Consider the following 928-nt stretch of genomic DNA (forward strand, 5'->3'; position numbering starts at 1 on the left):
CAGCTATGTCGAAGGTTTTTCGATGCGGGCCGCGGCGCATCGTTGGCGTTCGTGTGTAACCCGGCCCGCGTTGAATAACCTGACAAGGAGGAAGCCGCGGTAGGCTGGGCGGCGTCTATGGGGAAAGTATGCTGCGGGTGATTGCGGGAGCCGGTTCTGAGCGCCGACCAGGCAGGAAGCGCCGGTTGGGGGCGGTTATCCAGCGGGCTGTGTTCGCGCGTTCCGGGTGCCGTCGGAGCCGTTGACCGGGTGATTGCGGGCTAACCACAGGACCGGGCGTACCGGGGGCGTTCCGGAAAACGAATTGGAACCGGGGTAGTCTTCGCGGCATGGACGGGCGTTTCGTCATGCGGCCTGCTCCCTGGGTGGCGCACGGCTCATCGGTTTTTGCCCGCGCCGGAAAATTTCCACGATGCGCATCGGGCCGCCGCAGCAGGGGCACGGCTCGCGCAGGGTGAGCGGAGCGGTCTCAGCAGTCTCCTGCGTTTCCTGTTCGGCCAGTGTCTGCACAAGCAAGTCGCGGATGCGGGCGATGGTGGTCTTGCGGGTGGCGCCGGCCAGCAGGCCGTAGTGGCGGATACGGTGAAAGCCGTCGGGCAGGACGTGCAGCAGGAACCGGCGGATGAATTCTCCGGTCTTGAGCCGCATCACCTTCATCCGGTCGCCGCGCTTGATACGGTAATCCTTCCAACGGAACGCAACGGTCTCGGCATCGGCGCTGACAAGGCGGTGGTTCGAGATCGCAACGCGGTGGGTGTATCGGCTGAGATAGGCGAGGACAGACTCGGGCCCGCCGAAGGGCGGTTTGGCGTAGACGACCCATTTGGTCTTGCGGAGCGGGGCGAGGCAGGCGGCGAAGGCCGCGGGATCGGCCAGTCTTTTCAGATCACCGAAGAACTGAAGCTGCCCTGCCTTGTGCAGCGCCGAC

Annotated in this window: 1 protein-coding gene; it reads right to left on the minus strand. The window is 65.2% G+C overall.

Features of this window, described 5'->3' with window-relative positions; all coding sequences use genetic code 11:
• Window positions 1-345: 345 nt before the first annotated feature.
• A partial coding sequence (locus ACR0BK_RS20365) for an IS91 family transposase (protein ID WP_480556066.1) occupies window positions 346-928 on the minus strand: 583 nt, incomplete at its 5' end.

The sequence above is a fragment of the Ruegeria sp. AF1 genome, from assembly GCF_056542125.1.